Origin of the sequence: Photobacterium halotolerans DSM 18316 (genome assembly GCF_000425165.1) — a bacterium.
GTDB classification, from domain to species: domain Bacteria; phylum Pseudomonadota; class Gammaproteobacteria; order Enterobacterales; family Vibrionaceae; genus Photobacterium; species Photobacterium halotolerans.
Genome location: NZ_AULG01000015.1, coordinates 61,312 through 79,221 on the forward strand (window position 1 = coordinate 61,312; position 17,910 = coordinate 79,221).

A 17,910-nucleotide genomic window follows, 5' to 3' on the forward strand; every position below is an offset into this window, starting at 1 on the left:
AGGCTAAGCTCAATATTTCATTGTCAACAAACTGATAGATAAGTGTCATCCATATTTAGGTTCTCTGTCATACAGACCAATTAGCATCATTAACTGGAAATTGGACTAGTCCAGTTAACGCCATGGAATAGAGAAAAATAAGGATTAAACATGTCGACCAAAATGAAGCATATGGCCAGTATTACGGCTGTCTTGCTGACAAGTACCTTGTTAGCAGGTTGCAATGAGAACTCTGAAACGGCTCAGGAAGATAAAAAAGGCAATGGTGGTGTAGGCCAGATTGGAAAGGAGCTGGTTATTCCGCCTCCGACTGCATTAACACCGGTGACGTTTACTATTCACCCGTATCTGCAGCAACCTACCGCAAATAGCATGGCTGTGTTGTTTGAAACGGATGACACATCCCCGACAGTCTGGGTCAGGCCGGCAGAGACGCAAGATGAATTCACTGTTGTTGAACCTGTTGCCGTGGACAACACGCATTTATACAGCGCGGCAATCAACGGATTGAGCACAGATACGCGTTATGAGTATTACATAGTCAGCGGCGACGGCAGCCCGTCAGGTGTGGCGGCTGTCTCAGATCGTTATGTATTCAAAACCTATCCGGCGGCCGGGACGACACTTGCCCCTTTTAATGTGGTTGCCATCAGTGATACACAAAATAACAGCACTCTGGGTGCGCTGAACGATCTCATTACCAAAGGCATTATTCCAACGGTATGTCACAGCCAGCCGGAGCAATGTGCGTCAGAGATCGCGGCGATTACGATTTCCGGCGACATAGTCAACAGCGGCGACAGCATGCTGCAGTGGCGTCGTGATTTTTTCGACCAGATGAAAGCCATCACCCCTTATGTTCCGCTGGTAGCCGTTCCCGGTAATCATGATTTTTACGGTAATCCTGAGCTGACCAATTACCGTCATTTCTTCCAGCAACCTGAAAATGGCTCGGCGGGTTATGAAGAACAATGGTATGCACTGGATTACGGCAACTTACGTTTGGTCGGGTTGAACAGTTATCCGATTTCCAAGAACCACGGTAAATTTAACGCGGAGATTCTGGGGATACAGCGCCAGTGGCTGCGCGAGTTGTTGATCAACACCCAGGCGGATAATAACGTCGATTATGTCCTGAGCATGTTCCATCATCCGTGCCTGTCTGAACTCTGGCTCTCGGGCGAAAGTATCGGCAGTTGCGAGATGGTGGCTGAGATGGAAGATTTTTCCCGATCAAGCGGCAAGATAACTGGCCATTTATTTGGGCATACCCACGCGTATTCCCGCGGGCAATCCATGGATACCCGGCACCTTTGGCTCAATGCCGCAACCGCAGCGGGTTATCGTGAAAAAATTAACGATGATAACTACTACCAGACAGATACCCGCGATTACGATACCTTTGCCATCAGTCAGAGTGAGTTCGGGTTTAACCTGCTGACGTTCAATCAGCAGAGTTCACCTTCCATGCAGCTGACTCGCTACACTGCCACTGTGGCCTCGAAAGGGGGCGGTTTTGCCAGCCTGGATGATACCTTTACTGTGTCCGATACCCTGACCATGAAAGCCAGTCCGGCTGTGCCAGAGGCGCCGCAAGTTCTGGCCGGTAACGGTAATCACGCTTTCAATCAGTTGAATCTGGCGATAAGCCATCCTGATCCGGGCGCCATTTATGAAGTGCAATGGCAACTGAGCAAAGCCAGCCAGTTTGATTCTGAGGTTTTTGATATCTGGGGGAATCAAACCCGGGCGCACAACATCTGGCCGATGCAGGATGGCAGTATTCAGGGGATGCCGACAGATACTCAGGCGGGGGTTGATCTGACTACAATCAATCTGGCTGATTTTTCAGGCCAGCTCAAAATGGGCAATGATGAAACCTACAAATGGCAGAAACGATCGTCAGAACATTCCCATGATTCGTACCGTGACCCGTTCAACGGCAGCTCGGCACCGGTACTGACGTTATTCCCGGGAGACACCTGGTACTGGCGTGCCAGAGTGCGTAATGACAATCTGGGCTGGTCTGACTGGAGTGACACGGCGACATTATCTATTGATGCCGGGACGACAACCGCATTACCTATTCAGAATGGCGGCGCGGAAGCGCAGGATCTTTCCAACTGGACTGTTGAGCAGGGTTACTGGCGGGTGCTGCAAGAAATTGACAATATCACGGCCGCCGAAGGGGATTATTACTTCAGTGCCCGTCCGAATGATTCCGCTGCAGGTAACGCTGCCTATGATGATCTGAGCCAGACTCTGGATGTCAGTGCGTTCAGCAGTGTGATTGATCAGTCTTCCGCATTCGTTCGGTTCAGCTTTAACAGCAATGGCTGGGGCGACGGCGATCATGCCGTGGTGACGCTACAACCTTTGGACAATAACGGAAACGCCATTGGTCAGCCGACTGTGGTGAAAACAGAAAGTAAAAAGCAACAGTGGCTGAGCAATACATCGACGCTGTTATTACCAGTGGCAACCCGGGAGGTGAAACTGACACTGCGTGCAGTGAAAAAAGCAGGCAGTATGGCAGATGTTCATATTGATAATGTGCAGCTTTCACTGACCACGCCTTAACGTCTCTCAGAAAGCTGAATAGAACATAACGGCATCCTGATGATGCCGTTTTTATTCATAGCTACGCGGATATTGTCACTTGGCAGCGCGCCCAGGGTCAGCAGGGTCAGAATGGGCAAAAGGAAAACATAGGATTGCATGTTTTCTCCCGGTTTATCGGTATAAGCTGAATTTTCCGGTAAAGGATTTCAGCGTCTCTGTGTCACCGAACAGACAGATTCCCAAGTATTCTAATTCACTTTCCGGGGTTTCTTTGGTCCAGGCTTGCTGGGCAATGGAGCCGCCTTCAGTCATGGTGTGCGTGAAATCGGTAAAAGCAATTTTATGCCTGATGGCTTCCTCCCTGACTTTGCGGATTTTGTTCGAGTTATCTGCTTTCAGAACAATAAACGGAAAGTGAGACAGGCTCGGATGGCAGTTGCCATCAGCATCATAATAATCAATGTATTCAGTTCCTTGCTGCTCGACACGATGAGAGAGTCCGGCACTCAGGTGTCCCAGTACATTCAGTGTTCGGCCTGCATCCATTTTTCTACTTAATACTGCGATAAACCGCTTTTGATTTTCATCTGGCAAGCTCATTGATGCGTTTCCTTTTTCTCAATATGTCTCAGCAACGTTTAAGCTGTTTTTCTGTTTAAGAATGAATAAAATAATATGCATATCTGCTGATGAAGCGTCAATTCAATAACAGACAATTGCTGGTAGCGCAGAAAAATGCTATCCGGTAACAGGAAGATAAAGAGCTCAACTTCTGTGCTGGGTGTCTTCACCGGCGGTGATAAACAGCATACATGCCGAGTGTTGTATTTTTGCCGTGTGCCATACGCCTTTAGGTACAAACACGTAGGAACCTGGGGACTCCAACCTGACTTCCTGTATTCCTTCCGGCATTTCCAGTTGAAATGTCGCCGATCCGGATAGCAGTATGACAATTTCATCGCCTTTGGGGTGTGCTTCGCTACCAGACCAGTCAGAGCTGAAATCGTGCAAGCTGACCAGATATTGATGATGGAAATCACCAAGCTCTCCGGCCATTAACCTTGGCCAGAAAGTGTCATTCATCTCAAGAAGCTCAATGCTTGCATCGTTTCTCAGCCGAATCGAACTGCCGGCAAGGTGTTGTGGCTGCTTTCGCGTCATGTTGAATCCTTTCTTTCTGCATGCGTATCAAAACGGTGGGAACACATGCAAAAAAGATAGCAGATATTTATGATGCGTCCTGAGATGCGTCCTGAAAGTCATCAGGCTTCAAGCTCATACGCCAGCGCATCGTCGGGCGTAAAATTGCTCTTAAACGTAAAAGCAAATGGGCTGTCACCCTTTTTTCTCAGGTATTCAAGGCGTTCTTTGGCTTCTGCAATGGTCGGGATATGATCATCTTCTACCCACCACAGCACATAAGTATCTTCCGCTGAACGATGAAACCACTCAGCCTTACGACGCATGAAGTCGCGGTGATGGGTCCTAAACATAAAGTTTTTAAGCGTATCCACCGATTCCCAGACAGACATGTTGATTATCATATTGGGGTCGTCGAATGCGTGAATACTGGTTGCATCGCCGGATTCATCCTGAAGCCGCCATATGAAGCCTTCGCTGCTTTCAGCAATGGCATTCACAGGATCCAGATTATCGGCAAAATCTTTAATTTCAGGTGCATCCATTGGGTATTTAGCAAGGGCGATGTTCAGTTGCGCTAGTTTCATGCTTCTTCCTTGAAAATGGTTAGCCAATACTGGGCGTTTGTCTTTGATGCTGCTCGTAATTCAACCACATCAACAGTATGTTGAATAGTGATAAGGCATTCGCTGTCAGGCGATGCCGGTATACAAGCGGCTCCAGCCAAGCAGCAGGGCAGCAGCGAAACCGGCCCACACCAGAGTTGCCAGACCCAGTGTCCAGAATAAGCTATACCGATAACTGAAGTAGTACACGGCTACCAGATAAGCGGCATAGGGAACTAATGAATACAGACTGAACAGAGCGGTCACTCTCAAATCCGGCATGGTGCGCTCTGTGCCAATAATATAGTGGGCAATTAAGGCAAAAGTTGGAAATAAGGGCACCAAACCTGCAATGAAAAAACTTTTACTTTTGGAAAGTATCGCAATCAGCAGTACAGCTAGCGCCCCCAGCAGACACTTAAGAAACAGGGATACCATTAAAATCAATCCATCAAAAAAAGAGATTATAAGCGATAGCAATAAAAATACTGTGAACAGTATTTTGTATTTATCACTAGAGTAAATATTCTACAACTGAGGCTTGAAACTGGACAGCCAGACTGTATAGATATTTTTATTACATTATTATCTATGTTTTTTAATCGATACAAAGTGATGCATCGCTAAAATAGTAATGGAAGGTCACAGCTTTTATTGTTAATAACAGCTTGTCACTGAAAGCAGGTTTCAATTTTTGACATCGATTACATCGTTGATTTTATTTTCATCTTGTTGTTTTTGGTGGTTTTTTGTTTTTAGCCTGATGAGATGTCATATCTCCTAATATAGCGATGTACTGATATGTTATTTGTCTTTTTTATTCCGGATATTTAATTGGGTGAATAAAGAGAGGAGTAAAAATAAGTCATTGACTTTTTATTAAATGCATTGATATAACGGCGTTGCATATGAGCGCGATATTTTTATTAGCTACATATGATTTTGCATTGATGCAAACCAGCATTTTTATAAGAAGGTCTCAATGAAAAAACAAATAACGCCTTTATTAATTTTATTACCTTTTGGTCATATAGCGTCCGCTGCTGCACTGGAAACCAGTGCGTTTTATCCGGAGGAAGTCGAAATTCATTACAATCTCGGTCCTGAAATCTGTAAAGCCGATTTCCGGCCAGTCACGCGTTCAGAAGCACTGCGTTTTCGAGATTCGATCATGAATAAAATCGGAAAGTGGTCTTATGTGACTTTAGCCGATGGCTGGGTCATTATGGGGCCCGGTTACATGGGTGAAATTAAACAGGGAACCGCCAGCCATACCGCTTGTTATCCTCTTAATGCAGACACAAACATTTTATCTTTCCCTGCTATTTCCATTGATGAAGGCTCTAAAGAGCGAGTTGAATGGACATTGCTCAATGATCAGGACGGTTTTGTAAAACCTGCCGCGTATCTGGCTCACCATATGGGTTATGCCTGGGTGGGTGGTCCGAAAGGAAGCCAGGTTGGCGATGACATGAGAGTCTGGTGGGACGGTAACGAAAGCGCCTGGAAGATTCGGGGTAATGATGGCCCGTGTGACGGATACCGTTGTCAGGATATGACCACCATTAAGGCGAAAAACTTTGCATACACCATGGATCCGGCCTCATTTAAAATTGACGGTTCTATCGTGAATTCAAATAGTCAGCTGGTGAATACGATCTCCTCGACGGCGGTCAATAAAACCAGCATTCAGCAGCAATACGTCATTGATATCAGTTACAACACGTCAACCAGCTGGTCACAGAGTAATGATTACAGCTTCAGTGAAAGTATCGCAGTTTCCAGCACGTTCAAAAGTCCTGATGTCACAGGTGGCGTAGACAAATCGATTTCAGTCACTTTCGGCGCTACTCAGGCATGGGGAAGCACCAGTAGCGGTGAAGAAAGTAACAGAGTAACGATTCAGGCAAGACCGGTTGTACCGGCCAATAGCGCACTGAAAGTGCTGCTGAACGTGTACCGGGCTGATATCTCTTATCCTTACGTTTTTGACGCGGACGTATCGTATGAGCTGGGCTTTGATGGTTTCATGCGCTGGTCGGGCAACGGATTGCTGTGGCACCCGGAAGACAGACCCGATTTTAATACCAGCTTTGCTATTGGCCGCTTTGCCGGCAATGAAAAGAGTCTGGAATTCCAGTGGGATCACCGTGATATTACGGGCATGAACAAAACCTGGGACTGGAACTGGATCGCGCAAACGGCGGGTTCTTATGACACCCGTTATTGGTTAGGCAAAGTACTGGCGCCGAAGAAAGCACGCGTTAAAGGCCAGTTTTACGCCGAAGATCAGTTCACCGGCGAGCTGTATTTTGAAGAGATTGCTCTTCCTCAGGGTGACTCAAATACGGCCTCAATGGAAAAAAGCATTCAGGATCAACTTGAAGATGCCGGCCTGAAAGATGTTCAGGTCTCTGTCAGAAAAGCCAATACCGGGGTGTAACGCTCTGTAGCTAGAAGAAAAAAACCGGAAACCACAAAGGGGTTTCCGGTTTGTTCGGATCGCATTCAGATCGAAAGTACCTGTGCTTCAGGTTTGAACAGGCCGACAGTCAGGCCAAATCGATCAGTATATTGAGCCAATTTGCTTCACGGCAAAATAGGGCAGGTTATCTGTCAGCGTGACCTGGATTTGGGTGACGCTGCCATTGCGAATCGTTAAATTTGAATACCATTGAGGATTTTTCCAGTCGAGGCCAAGCACATCCGCCACTATGGCGCGAATTACGCCGCCGTGCGTAACGATCACGACATCGTGTCGCAGCTCGCTGACTATCCTGCTCCAGCAGGCAGTCACCCGCATACTGAAGCTTTCCAGTGATTCGGCATCAGGTAATCCTGAGCTGGCTGGGGCGTGCCAGAATTGCTCAAGCTGTTGCCACTCTACGCTCGCGCTGGTTATTTCCTCAAAGGGTTTGCCATCTAACTGACCAAAGTGCATTTCTTTTAATGCCGGTTCGCACACCAGAGGGTGTTCACCTGCCAGTAATTCAGCCAGCGATAAGCAGCGACGCAAAGGAGAGCTGATGACGGTTGTATAGTTGATATCAGCCTTGGTGAGAGAGTGACAGATAGCCTGATTGGTCTCGGGACACACTGCTATATCCGTTGAGCCGTACAAAGCGGGTGCGCCATTGACTTTGCCGTGGCGGACTAATGTGACGGTGAAGGTTTTCACCTGGCGCTCCCTTTTAATTGGAGTGGCAAGCCGGCTGCCACCAGAGTCACCTCATCGGCAATGGCGGCGAACTGCTGATTCATGCGCCCGGCGTTGTCAACAAAATAGCGGCTCACTTCACCGAGCGGCACGACCCCCATGCCGACTTCGTTTGACACAAAGATCAACCGGGCCTGGCTGTCTTTTGCAGCCTGGACCAGTTCGGCAATGCGCGCTTCCAGCGCCTCGTTGCTGCATGTTTCTCCCAGAGAGAAAATAACGTTATTCAGCCAGAGGGTTAAACACTCAATCAACACCACATCGTTCGCGGTAAACTGAGTTAACAGATTTGCCAGTTCCAACGCACATTCGTGTTCAGCCCAGTCATCCCCACGTTGCTGCTGATGGTGTTTGATCCGCATGCGCATTTCATCATCAAAGGGTGTGGCCGTGGCGACATAATGCAGTTTGTTATCCTGTGTGGCTTTTTCTTTGGCCTGCTGCTCGGCAAAACGTGATTTGCCGGATCGTGCACCACCAAGTATCAGGCTCAATGTTGCTTGCATCGTCATTTTATCCCCACTGGTTGTGAACTGAGGCGATAAGGATCAGGTAAATCAAGAGTTCCATGAGCTGCTGAGCGGCGCCCAGACAGTCACCGGTAAACCCGCCAAGCCGTGCATTCAGCCAGGCTTTGAACCCCATCCGAAACAGAACAGCCGCCACTACCAGTACCAGCGCCAGATCGGGCGCCAACACAAGGCAAACGAGGATACCGGTCGCCACTGAAAAGAGTAACTCAGGGACGGTCTGGGCATTGGCCAGAGGTTTGCTCTTGCTGGTACTGGCGTCGCTGACATAGGGCATGTCGAAAATCAGTGAGGCCGCCACTGTACGGCTGAGGGTGTAGGCAATCAGCAGGATCACGGCCAGTTCGGTGTGTACAGCCAGATAGCTGAGCATGATAAATTTACCCAGCAAGGCCATGATCAGGGTGGCGGCACCGTAAGTGCCGATCCGGCTGTCTTTCATTATGATCAGACGGCGTTCAGTCGTCATGCCACCACCAATGCCGTCAGCCATGTCGGTCAGGCCATCCTCATGAAAAGCCCCGGTCAGCAGCAGGCTGAACACCATAGTGATAAAGACGGCAAACTGTGGTGGCAACCAGGCTGCCGACAGGCTGTAAGCAATGGCACACAGCGCCCCCAGCACTAGCCCAACCAGGGCAAAGTAACGCCCGGCCCGATTCATACGTTCGTCGGAATAAGGGGTTGACGCTGGAATGGGCAGGCGGCTGAAAAAAGACACCGCCAGACAAAACAACTGGTACTGATAACGAAGGTTGAACATTTACACCGTGACTCCGGCATCGGCGAAGCTGGCCATGTTATTGTAAAATTCAGCACTGGCACGAAGCAGAGGGTAGGCCAGTGCCGCACCTGTTCCTTCACCCAGACGCAAGCCTAAATCCAGCATAGGTTGAGCTTCGAGAAGGGCTAACACTTTTTGATGTCCTTGCTCTTCAGAACGGTGCGCAAAAATCATCACATCCCGCGCTTCCGGCTTGAGCAATGTGGCAATATAAGCGGCGATTGAAACGATAAAGCCATCCACCAGAACAGGCACGCGTTGGTCACTGGCGGCCAAAAACGCACCGACCATCTGAACGATTTCAAAACCGCCCAGCTCTGCGAGTGCACGTAATGGACCTGGTTCACCGCTTTCATTGTATCTGGCAACACCCTGACGAATCAGACTGATCTTGTTGCCCAGCTGGGCGTCGCTGATCCCTGTGCCTTTACCCACGCAATAGGCCGCATCCGTGGTACTGAGTGCCGACAGTAAGGCGGAAGAGCTGCTGGTATTGGCAATGCCCATTTCTCCGAACATCAGCAGATTACAGCCCGCTGCTATGGTCTGTTTTGCAATCGCACTGCCCAACTCCAGCCCCTCGGCAACCTGCTGCTGACTCATGGCGGCTTTCTGGGCGAGGTTATGTGTTCCGGCACCCAAACGCTGGACGATGAAATCAGGATGATCGGTTTCCACTGGTAGCAGAATGCCGCAATCAATGACTTTCAGATCAATGTTGTTAATGCGGCAGAACTGATTGATAGCCGCACCGCCGGCAAGGAAATTGAGCACCATTTGCTGGGTTACTTCGCTGGGGGCAATACTGACGCCTTCTTTGGCAATGCCATGATCGCCGGCAAACAGCAGCATGGTGGGCTGAGTTAAGGAAATTTGAGAAACCGCCTCTTTCTGCCCCTGACTTTGTAATAAAGCAAGCTGGTGGGCTGTGGTTTCGAGTTGCCCCAACGCGCCCAGAGGCTTGGTTTTGTTATCTATGCGTTCCTGAATGACTGATGCGTGGCGAGTGTCTAACATGATTTCTAACGCTCCGGTTAAGTGTTTTCCATAATCACTGTATTGCAGTTTACTCGCCAGTGGGGCCACTATCCAGTGAAAGCAAAGTGTTTGATATTGTTACGCCAAAATGACAGGAACAGAGAATGGAATTTGCAGGAGAGCTCAAATTTTTGGGCGGGACGGTTCTTATCTTAAAAGAAGGCACTGCTTTGTCAGTTATTCACATCACAGGCCAGATAATACCTGGCCTGTGATTCATTTCTTTACGCCTTGAGCTGAACGTCCAGTTTCGCCAGCATAAGCTGTGCGGTCTGCAGAGCGCCTTCGACCCATCCCTGGCTGTGGGAGTAGGCCTCGCCACAGATATAAAGGTGAGTATTCGCTAATGGCTGGACGATGTTATTGGCCACATCATCACTTTGCACACCAATATTCCAGCTGTTCCAGCCGCCGCCATACGGGTCATCAGCCCAGTCACGAAATGCCGCCTGAAGCGGCAGTGTTTGCGCCTCATCTGTGGCAGACACATTATGCATCAGGTTAACCTGGCGGGTGACTTCCGCAATCATAGACGCAGGTGCCTGATGCGCTTCCCATTGCGGATCGACATTTTGCTGTTTCAACAGACGCCCGGTAAAGGCCTTGTGTTCTGGTAAGGGCAGGACTTCCAGCTGTTGTTTCCATGCCAGGCCACGTTTTTGTCTGTAGCCATCCCAGAACCCCACATTGACGCCGTCATCATAACTTGCCATCAGGATTGCCGGGCCGTGTAACGCAGGCTGCCCCTCGTCGGTTGGCCAGTAATAGGTTTGCCGCACGGGCATGTCAGTTACGCTGCGTCCTGCTTCAATGCCGGATTGCTCAACCCACCAGGGGGACGCGTAAGTGGTAAATAATTTAAACAGCGGCCTTGGCGTAACACTGCCGGTTAAGGCTTTTACTTCTGGTTGCTGCAAAACAGGACAATTTGGTTCCAGTAAGTCGATGGCGCGTCTTGGCATAGCAAGCACAACATGCGTGGCTGTACACTGGATAGCATTGTATGCCGTGTCCGCCAATTCACTGGTGAAATTGAGGCTAAATACACCGTTAACCTGTTCAAAGCCAGACAGTTTGTGGCCGAGTAACAGCTCGCCACCAATCGCCTGAAGTTCTCTGGCCAGCGCTAATGGTACTGACTGGAAGCCTTGTTTAAAGCCGAGGTATTCGACACCATCACCGAAATCTGTCAGAAACCAGGGGATGGCATCGGCGGCATTCCAGTTAGACAAAGTAGAATTGTAGCCACCGGCATCGCGGCAGTAACTGTAGTCTTCGCTGCTCATGACAACTTGCAGAACATTCCAAAAGCCTTGTTCGTACAGCATTTTGCCATTGAATTCCGCATTCATAGCCATTTCACGGCGCTGTTGTTCAGTAAGATCAATGGCGGTAATGCCGGGAACGATTTTATCGAATGCCTCAATAACCAAAGCGCCGGGTGTTTTACCGAAAGCGTCAGGACTGTAGTTGTATGGCACAGCATGCGGGTTATTTTGATAATCCCAGAGCCGGAGCCGTACATCGCGTAAATAGGCGATATTGGCCGGCGTATCGACCGGGAAAGGGTAGGTTTCAATAGGATCTGGCAGAGAGGCAAACTGGTTGATTTCATCCAATAATGCGTGGATGAGTGGTTGCCGTTTTACATCCAGAATGCGCATGCCGCCCAGCTCAGCGACCATGTTATTGACATCCGGCGCCTTGACCGACAGTAAACGGCCACCGACGCGATCGCTGCCTTCAAAAACAGCAATGCGCTTACCGGGGAAGTTCTTTTTTAACTGCCAGGCGCTGTAAACGCCTGAGACGCCAGCGCCAATAATGGCGACATCATAATGTTCACTCATATTACTTTTCCTTGTGGGCAGAATGGGGTCGATCAGGCCAGAGTGCTGACATGATCCGGGTTGATTTCATCCAGAAGATCCTTGTGGAAATAGTTCAAAGGCGGACGTCGATACGTCGGTGATGTTTTGAGCGGCCCCCCGCTTTGTTGTACTGCGGCTGGATCGCGCTCAGTCCGGATGTCCAGCACATAAGGTTTGTTTTCATTCAGTACGTAGTGAATCGCTTGCTGTAAAGCGGCATTCAGTTCGCCTGTTTTTTCGACCACTTGCCCCTGAATGTCCGCACCCATGGCATTGGCAATCTGATGGAAATTGAGCTGAGGATGCTGCAACGACAGATAATCAACGTCGTAATTGTGGTAACTGGTTGGGTCGGCAGGGTCGCGCTCTACAGGCTTTTTCTTTGGCTCCCAGCCATAAGAGCCAATCACCTCTTCGAGGCCATTTTGCAAGGTATGGTATTCCCGGTTGTTGGTGATGATGTACAACACAGCGAGCTGATATTTGGCGGCACTCCACCACACTTGCGGGTAAAACAGGGACGAACCATCACCGACCGCATTGATCACCAGTTTGGGGGTGACACCCTGAATCGCGGTGGGTTGAATTTTAATACCCAGCGATGCGGGCATTGACCAGCCGAGTGAACCGCCTGATACGCAGTAGTAGCTTACCGGCTTACTCATTTCCTGATTCAGCGGCATCAGGTATTGAAAGCTTGGGCTGTCAGACACGGCCTCATGCACATAGACAAACTCGTTCGCCAGCCCTTGTTGGGTAATGGCCTGAGATAAATAGTGCGGGATCAGTGCCGGGTTAATGGTACCTGAAGCGTCTTGCTGGGCTTGCTGTAAATACGCATCCCAGTCCTGACGGCGCTGTTCGCAAAGCTTGCTCAATAACTGATTGCGGGCGTCCCTTTCGCGCTGCATGTCACCGGAAACAGGCAATTCGGCCATGACTTGATTCAGTTTTTCCAGGCTGGCTCTGATCCCACCCAGCACGGCATGGCTGCCATAGTAGTTTTTACCTATGTCCCAGGTATTATTTGAAAGGTACAAAATGTCCACAGACGTCGGGATTAGCGGCCCATCCGCATAATTAAACACAGTAACCTGGGCCTGATTACTGTAGCCCACCCAAAAAGCCACATCATGTTGTTGATAGATGGCTTGCAGCATGGCCTGATTACCCGGCAGCTCTCCCTGCCAGTGATAATCATCGTTCGGGAAGTTTGCCAAACTACTGAAGGTCTGCAACGCCACAGGCGCACCAACAGTTTGTGCTAATACTTGCAACTGTTCTGCGGCATTGTCGTACCCGACACCATCACCGGCAATGATGATAGGGTTTTTGGCCTGCGCAAAGCGCTCAGCCAAACGCTTTATTTCATCCGGATCACCGGCGAAATTGGTGGGAATACGAGTAATACCCGGCAGCTTTTCAGGCAGTTTCGGCAAGGGTTTTGCCATCATGAATTCCCAGGGAATAGATATGAAGACCGGGCCACAAGCCGGGGCCTTGGCTTCTTTGAAGGCTCTTTGCAGTACCAGTGGGAATTCGTAAGGTGTGCGCAGTTCGTGCGACCACTTACAATACTGGCTGGCTAACTCTTTGATGTTGGACGAAAGCAGAGGTTCTTGCGTGACCAGCTCGTTTTGTTGCTGGCAGCAGAGAATAACCAGCGGCGTGTGAGAGCGATAAGCGTTGAACAGGTTGCCGATACCGTGTGCGATGCCTGGGGTGATGTGAACGACCAGCACTCCGGGTTCACCCGTCATGCGTGCCGCGCCCATGGCCGCACCCATAGCAATGTTTTCGTGTAAACATTCGACATACTCCACATTATTTTCGGCATAGGAGGTGCCATCGATAATGGGAATTTCATTGGTACCAGGAACGCCAAAAATTTGGCGGATATTGAGTTGGTTGAGCGCATCGTATAAATAATCGCGCATGACGCGCGGGGGCATGTCAGACATGACTTATCCTTGTTGATAAAGGGTACAGCTCTCTCCCTGTTAATGAGATGTAATCGGAACGTTACTTTTTGGTATTTCGACATTAGTTCAGGGTTGAGTGTTCTTCAAACTTATTGGTTAAGTTTTAAGGTGTGTCTGAGAAATATTTTAATTGATTTAAATGTCATTAAAATTCTGGCGCAAGGAGAAAGTTTTTCAGATGAGGGGATTTGGTAGATTATTGTTCCAAAGATGATCAATTACTTCTGATTTCTTTGATTTATAAGTTAATCATGTGGGAGAGATTATTATCAGTATTAATAAACAATTAATTTATTGTTTTTGCTTGTTATTGAGAAATGTTGTCAGGTGTTTTTTATGGTAATTACATCACCAGTTGGTGAGGCGAATATGAGACTTAACGAAAATATTATTGTGACAGGATACAGCGACCTTTAAAATTAATGGAATAGCTATTAGATCTTCTTCATCATAAATCTTGATAAAATACAGAGCTTGCATCTTAACTAATTAAAATAAGTCCCTTTTAAATTAGCTGTTATATTTTTTGGCAATCTCATCTGGTGGTGTATTTGTCATTTTGAAGGTATAACTACTTTGGTATCAGTTTGAACCGCCTGGTGAAAGGCGGTCCTTAATTGAAACCCTATACGCAGATGCTGCGGACAAGCACCTGCGTATTAAGGAGGGAGTTACTGCAGTTTGGCCATCCGCTCGCGCAGTTTTACATCGTTTTGCAAAGCATTGGCAATCTGGTTGTAGTTCTCTACAGACAGACCAGCATCTTCAACAGCTTTCACCATTTGCTCACTGGCCTGTTGCTGAATCATCTGTGCCGTTTCCTGATTAATATCACCGTTCAATCTTGTGATTGCCTCTTGACGGATGGCATTGACTGACTCATAGGCATTGGCGAAATCAACCAACTCTTTATCTGTGACATTGAGATTAGGCTGCGTTTTTTGCGCTGAGGTTTGAGCCTGAGCCTGGGTTTGCCCTTCAGCTGCTATTGCTGGTGTTGCAGACACAGTGAGACCGATAGCAGTGAATAATGCGACGAGTGTGATCTTACGCATAAATGAATGCTCCTTTTTCTACGGTTAAAAATCTCCTTTAAGTAGAGCAATGATCTTGCCAACTTATAGCTATGTTTTTATCTATTTGATTTATGTTGAAAAAATTAAGTGGCGAGATGAATTTGGACAAAACGGACATGGTGTTGTGTTTCTTTTTGTCACACTATAACATGGTGTTTGTGACAAAAAGATACACATTCGCTGTGCCTGGATAAGACAATACAGAGCGGAGTGACGGCACTACTTCAAAGGAGAATCCATGGCCAGAATAAGTAAGATGTCTCTATCGATGCGTATGTTATTGCTGGTTTTTCTTCCTTTGTGGGGGCTTTCTGCCGCATCGATTGGTATTGGTACGTATTATGTTGTTGAGCAGCAGACACGCAAACTGAAAGATGACATCAAGTTAATCGCTCGCGCAATTCGTGTGCCTATCGGTGAAGCTATTGAACAAGGCGACCTGGCTACCGTTCAACGGACACTGGATGCTGTATTTACCTTAGGGCAGGTATATGGTGCATCTGTTTATAACAAAGAGGGTGAACGAGTAGCGGCGGCCGGCATTGCTCGTATTGATACGGAAGACAGCCCAATAGCGGAAAAGCTGCTTGAGGTAGGTCGTGATAGTAACGCTTATCAACGCCAGGCAGGACGAAAAGTGTATTCTCATTTTGTCCCGGTTACTGACGAAGGTGGGCAGATCTCCAGCTTGGTTGAAGTCACCCGGCGGGCCAGTGATTTTTCTGCCTCTATCGACCGTCTTTCTTATTGGGCGTGGGGGATTTGGGGGTTGCTCGGGTTGCTGACTTTAGTCATTGTGCAGTTGGGACACCGCCAGGCTGTTGGACGAGACGTGTCTCAGCTGACACAAATGATGGCCGATATAGGACGAGGGCAATTGGGTCTGCGGGCTCCTCAGTCGGGAACTTATGAGCTGGCTGCGATTTCTCAGGCACTGAATCGTATGTTAGATGATATGGTTACTGCACAGGCTGAAATTGCTGCCCACCAAGCCCATGAGACATCACTCAATCAACGGTTGGAACGCAATGAACGGATGGCTACTCTGGGTCGCTTCGTCAGTGGTATCGCCCATGAACTGGGAGCGCCGCTCAATGTTATTGATGGCAGAGCCAGACGTCTGTCTCGTTCAGTTGAAGGCGACGCGCCTCAATACGAACTGACGGCAATTCGCGGCCAGGTTCACCGACTCACTCGTATTGTTCGTCAATTACTCGATTTCTCTCGCACGAGTAGTCAGAAACAAAGCACTCAGCTAAAGAGTCTGATTACGCACGCGATTGACTCATTACGACACGAACAGACGGATAATCCCCCTCTGATAGCAGTGAATGTTCCAGACATGAAATATGTCTGTATTGATCCAGACCTCTTTGAATTAGCAATAATTAACTTGCTACGTAATGCCTGTCAGGCAGCCACTGAACGGGTGGGGATTGACTATCTGGAGGAAGCTGGGGGCTGGAGCCTGTTAATTTGGGATGATGGCCGCGGTATTCCTCCGGAGATGGATCTGCAGCAGTTGGTTGAGCCTTTTTTTACAACTAAACCCAAAGGTCAAGGCACCGGACTTGGGCTGGCCATTGCTCATAACGTGGTTAACGATCACGGTGGAGAATTATCTCTCAGCCGATCTCAGCAAGGAGGGGTGCTAGTGTCATTACATTTTTCTAAGGATGCTTGCGCATGAATATTTTATTAGTCGAAGATGATTCCGACTTGGCTGAATTGCTATGTGAGGAGCTGGAAGGTGAAGGGTACCAAGTGGTTACCGTGCATTCAGCCGAAGCTGCTTCTGCCCAGCTCGGCGAATTATCACCAGATTTAGTTATCTCTGATTTGCGCTTGCCCGGTCGTAACGGCATTACGCTCATACCAGAAGTCAAAGCCATGAACCCAGCCCCTGCCATTTTGTTGATCACGGCTTTTGGTACGGTTAATCAGGCAGTTGATGCGCTTAAGGCTGGTGCCGATGACTTCCTGACTAAACCTTTTGATATGGATCACTGTTTACTTACAGTACGCCGTTTGCTTGAACACCGAAAGCTCAAAGCGCGTATTGCCGGTGAGCAGTTTCACGGTATGTTAGGTGAAAGCTCAGCGATGCAGACGCTGTTCAAAACTATTCGCAGGATAGCCAGAGCAGACGGGCCGGTTTTAATTTTGGGAGAAAGCGGCACGGGAAAAGAATTAGTTGCTAAAGCTATTCATCAGGAAAGTGACCGTCAAAAAGGCCCGTTTCTTGCGGTTAACTGTGCCGGTATACCAAATGAGTTACTTGAAAGTGAGTTTTTTGGTCATGCTGCCGGCGCTTATACTGGCGCGAATAAAGCGCGCTTAGGTTTGCTACGAGAGGTTAATGGCGGGACACTTTTATTGGATGAAATAGGTGAAATGCCTCTTGCTCTTCAGGCTAAATTATTACGTGTATTGCAAGAAGGAACGATTCGCCCGGTAGGAACGGATAAAGAAATTAAAGTTGATGTCCGCATTGTTACTGCAACGCATAGAAATTTAGAAACTCTAATGACGGAAGGATTGTTCCGTGAAGATTTGTTTTTTCGCTTGGAGACTTTTACTTTGTCCGTTCCACCTCTGCGAGAGCGAGGAGATGATATCGCACTGCTGACTCGACATTTTCTGGCACAGCAACAGCAAGCGGGTAAAACCAAAGCGCGTCAGCTAAGCCATACTACCTGGAAAGAACTGCTGAATTACAGCTTTCCCGGCAATGTACGTGAGTTACAAAACGCCATAGAGCGTGCTGCAATTTACTGCGAGGGTGAAGAGGTTTTACCACAGCATCTTCCGCAACGGTTACGTCAACAGCAATATAAAGCGATGGAGAACATTTTCTATCACTTATCGTCAGATGCATTACCTTCACTTTCGCATGTCCAGCAAGATTATGTTCGCTATGTGCTGGACAAGACTCAGGGAAATAAAGCGCATGCAGCTGAAATTCTTGGTGTTACCCGGCGAACGCTTTATCGCTGGTTAGATGAAGGTTGATTGCCGGCCTCCTGTTTCCAGGAGGATTCATCTGTGGGCGGTTCAGATTGCGTTAGTGAGGCAATCACAGAGGTGGCGCATCGTGAACCGTGC

The 17,910-nt window shown here is 48.4% G+C and carries 16 protein-coding genes; 4 read left to right on the forward strand and 12 right to left on the reverse strand.

What is annotated here, in order from left to right:
* The first annotated feature begins 150 nt into the window (after window positions 1–150).
* Complete coding sequence (locus H511_RS0103430; protein WP_051287790.1) at window positions 151–2,580, forward strand: purple acid phosphatase family protein; 2,430 nt, start codon at window positions 151–153, stop codon at window positions 2,578–2,580.
* Here H511_RS0103430 and H511_RS24560 read toward each other — a convergent pair.
* The 5 genes from H511_RS24560 to H511_RS0103455 form a co-directional block, all read right to left on the reverse strand.
* Window positions 2,577–2,720 carry a hypothetical protein gene (locus H511_RS24560; RefSeq protein ID WP_155804790.1) on the reverse strand — a complete coding sequence of 48 codons (144 nt, stop codon included), beginning with the start codon at window positions 2,718–2,720 and terminating at the stop codon, window positions 2,577–2,579. The two genes, H511_RS0103430 and H511_RS24560, sit on opposite strands and share 4 nt — an antisense overlap.
* 13 nt (window positions 2,721–2,733) lie before the next feature.
* Window positions 2,734–3,162 (reverse strand): DUF2000 domain-containing protein, encoded by a 429-nt coding sequence (locus tag H511_RS0103440; RefSeq protein WP_027251051.1) that lies wholly within the window; start codon window positions 3,160–3,162, stop codon window positions 2,734–2,736.
* Between the two features lie 165 nt (window positions 3,163–3,327).
* Window positions 3,328–3,723 carry a WxcM-like domain-containing protein gene (locus tag H511_RS22445; protein WP_051287792.1) on the reverse strand — a complete coding sequence of 132 codons (396 nt, stop codon included), beginning with the start codon at window positions 3,721–3,723 and terminating at the stop codon, window positions 3,328–3,330.
* 101 nt (window positions 3,724–3,824) lie between these two features.
* Window positions 3,825–4,289, reverse strand: a complete 465-nt coding sequence (locus H511_RS0103450; RefSeq protein ID WP_027251052.1) for a DUF3291 domain-containing protein — start codon at window positions 4,287–4,289, stop codon at window positions 3,825–3,827.
* Between the two features lie 105 nt (window positions 4,290–4,394).
* On the reverse strand, window positions 4,395–4,745 hold the full coding sequence (locus H511_RS0103455; protein WP_027251053.1) for a GlpM family protein: 351 nt from the start codon (window positions 4,743–4,745) through the stop codon (window positions 4,395–4,397).
* A gap of 544 nt (window positions 4,746–5,289) precedes the next feature.
* Between H511_RS0103455 and H511_RS0103460 the strand changes: the two genes are divergently transcribed.
* The gene (locus H511_RS0103460; protein WP_027251054.1) at window positions 5,290–6,750 is read left to right on the forward strand and encodes an aerolysin family beta-barrel pore-forming toxin; all 1,461 of its coding nucleotides are present in this window, start codon (window positions 5,290–5,292) and stop codon (window positions 6,748–6,750) included.
* 123 nt (window positions 6,751–6,873) lie between these two features.
* Here H511_RS0103460 and H511_RS0103465 read toward each other — a convergent pair whose 3' ends face one another.
* From H511_RS0103465 to H511_RS22455, 7 genes are all read right to left on the reverse strand, one after another.
* On the reverse strand, window positions 6,874–7,485 hold the full coding sequence (locus H511_RS0103465; protein ID WP_027251055.1) for a histidine phosphatase family protein: 612 nt from the start codon (window positions 7,483–7,485) through the stop codon (window positions 6,874–6,876).
* Window positions 7,482–8,036, reverse strand: a complete 555-nt coding sequence (gene cobU / locus H511_RS0103470) for a bifunctional adenosylcobinamide kinase/adenosylcobinamide-phosphate guanylyltransferase (RefSeq protein ID WP_027251056.1) — start codon at window positions 8,034–8,036, stop codon at window positions 7,482–7,484. Before cobU ends, H511_RS0103465 begins: the two co-directional genes overlap by 4 nt.
* 1 nt (window position 8,037) lies before the next feature.
* Window positions 8,038–8,817, reverse strand: a complete 780-nt coding sequence (locus H511_RS0103475) for an adenosylcobinamide-GDP ribazoletransferase (protein WP_027251057.1) — start codon at window positions 8,815–8,817, stop codon at window positions 8,038–8,040.
* Window positions 8,818–9,855, reverse strand: a complete 1,038-nt coding sequence (gene cobT, locus H511_RS0103480; RefSeq protein ID WP_027251058.1) for a nicotinate-nucleotide--dimethylbenzimidazole phosphoribosyltransferase — start codon at window positions 9,853–9,855, stop codon at window positions 8,818–8,820.
* A 245-nt stretch (window positions 9,856–10,100) separates the two neighbouring features.
* Complete coding sequence (locus tag H511_RS0103490; protein WP_027251059.1) at window positions 10,101–11,726, reverse strand: flavin monoamine oxidase family protein; 1,626 nt, start codon at window positions 11,724–11,726, stop codon at window positions 10,101–10,103.
* A gap of 32 nt (window positions 11,727–11,758) precedes the next feature.
* Window positions 11,759–13,708, reverse strand: a complete 1,950-nt coding sequence (locus H511_RS22450; protein ID WP_051287794.1) for a thiamine pyrophosphate-binding protein — start codon at window positions 13,706–13,708, stop codon at window positions 11,759–11,761.
* A gap of 692 nt (window positions 13,709–14,400) precedes the next feature.
* Complete coding sequence (locus H511_RS22455) at window positions 14,401–14,784, reverse strand: DUF4168 domain-containing protein (RefSeq protein ID WP_051287796.1); 384 nt, start codon at window positions 14,782–14,784, stop codon at window positions 14,401–14,403.
* A 259-nt stretch (window positions 14,785–15,043) separates the two neighbouring features.
* Here H511_RS22455 and H511_RS0103505 point away from each other — a divergent pair, with 259 nt between their 5' ends.
* Window positions 15,044–16,495: a sensor histidine kinase gene (locus tag H511_RS0103505; RefSeq protein WP_027251060.1), complete on the forward strand. Its 1,452-nt coding sequence runs from the start codon at window positions 15,044–15,046 to the stop codon at window positions 16,493–16,495.
* Entirely contained in the window at window positions 16,492–17,817 is a 1,326-nt protein-coding gene (locus H511_RS0103510) for a sigma-54-dependent transcriptional regulator (RefSeq protein WP_027251061.1), read from the forward strand. The genes H511_RS0103505 and H511_RS0103510 overlap by 4 nt, the downstream gene beginning before the upstream one ends.
* Window positions 17,818–17,910 lie beyond the last annotated feature (93 nt).

What these genes read in the sequence shown, in the direction of transcription:
- H511_RS0103430 (WP_051287790.1), top strand. Translation starts at nt 151, where the DNA reads ATGTCGACCAAAATGAAGCATATGGCCAGTATTACGGCTGTCTTGCTG.
- H511_RS24560 (WP_155804790.1), bottom strand. Translation starts at nt 2,720, where the DNA reads ATGCAATCCTATGTTTTCCTTTTGCCCATTCTGACCCTGCTGACCCTG.
- H511_RS0103440 (WP_027251051.1), bottom strand. Translation starts at nt 3,162, where the DNA reads ATGAGCTTGCCAGATGAAAATCAAAAGCGGTTTATCGCAGTATTAAGT.
- H511_RS22445 (WP_051287792.1), bottom strand. Translation starts at nt 3,723, where the DNA reads ATGACGCGAAAGCAGCCACAACACCTTGCCGGCAGTTCGATTCGGCTG.
- H511_RS0103450 (WP_027251052.1), bottom strand. Translation starts at nt 4,289, where the DNA reads ATGAAACTAGCGCAACTGAACATCGCCCTTGCTAAATACCCAATGGAT.
- H511_RS0103455 (WP_027251053.1), bottom strand. Translation starts at nt 4,745, where the DNA reads ATGGTATCCCTGTTTCTTAAGTGTCTGCTGGGGGCGCTAGCTGTACTG.
- H511_RS0103460 (WP_027251054.1), top strand. Translation starts at nt 5,290, where the DNA reads ATGAAAAAACAAATAACGCCTTTATTAATTTTATTACCTTTTGGTCAT.
- cobU (WP_027251056.1), bottom strand. Translation starts at nt 8,036, where the DNA reads ATGACGATGCAAGCAACATTGAGCCTGATACTTGGTGGTGCACGATCC.
- H511_RS0103475 (WP_027251057.1), bottom strand. Translation starts at nt 8,817, where the DNA reads ATGTTCAACCTTCGTTATCAGTACCAGTTGTTTTGTCTGGCGGTGTCT.
- cobT (WP_027251058.1), bottom strand. Translation starts at nt 9,855, where the DNA reads ATGTTAGACACTCGCCACGCATCAGTCATTCAGGAACGCATAGATAAC.
- H511_RS0103490 (WP_027251059.1), bottom strand. Translation starts at nt 11,726, where the DNA reads ATGAGTGAACATTATGATGTCGCCATTATTGGCGCTGGCGTCTCAGGC.
- H511_RS22450 (WP_051287794.1), bottom strand. Translation starts at nt 13,708, where the DNA reads ATGTCTGACATGCCCCCGCGCGTCATGCGCGATTATTTATACGATGCG.
- H511_RS22455 (WP_051287796.1), bottom strand. Translation starts at nt 14,784, where the DNA reads ATGCGTAAGATCACACTCGTCGCATTATTCACTGCTATCGGTCTCACT.
- H511_RS0103505 (WP_027251060.1), top strand. Translation starts at nt 15,044, where the DNA reads ATGGCCAGAATAAGTAAGATGTCTCTATCGATGCGTATGTTATTGCTG.
- H511_RS0103510 (WP_027251061.1), top strand. Translation starts at nt 16,492, where the DNA reads ATGAATATTTTATTAGTCGAAGATGATTCCGACTTGGCTGAATTGCTA.